At 43.0% G+C, this 256-nt stretch carries 1 pseudogene; it reads left to right on the forward strand.

Going from position 1 to position 256, the window contains the following annotated elements:
* Window positions 1-98: pseudogene (locus SB658_RS25615) on the forward strand (YlmC/YmxH family sporulation protein); the annotation flags it as partial.
* Window positions 99-256 lie beyond the last annotated feature (158 nt).

Consider the following 256-nt stretch of genomic DNA (forward strand, 5'->3'; position numbering starts at 1 on the left):
TCCCCTGGAATCACATTCAAAAAATAGGATCAGATATGATCATTCTCGATGTGCCTGAAGCACTTCAGCCGCCCGGGGAAAAAGAGCATCCATCATAAATGGGTGCTCTTTTTCTTTTCTCTCTTCGATTTGTTCACAGGCTGAATCCTCTCCTCATATGCTGAAAGGGAGATTCAGAAAATATTACAGACTTTTTTAAATAAAGAAGGTGAACGGTCAGTATGTTGAGCGGTTTAACGGTTGCGGTGATCGGGCG

This window comes from Bacillus sp. SIMBA_008, assembly GCF_046535495.1.
Classification (GTDB): domain Bacteria; phylum Bacillota; class Bacilli; order Bacillales; family Bacillaceae; genus Bacillus; species Bacillus subtilis.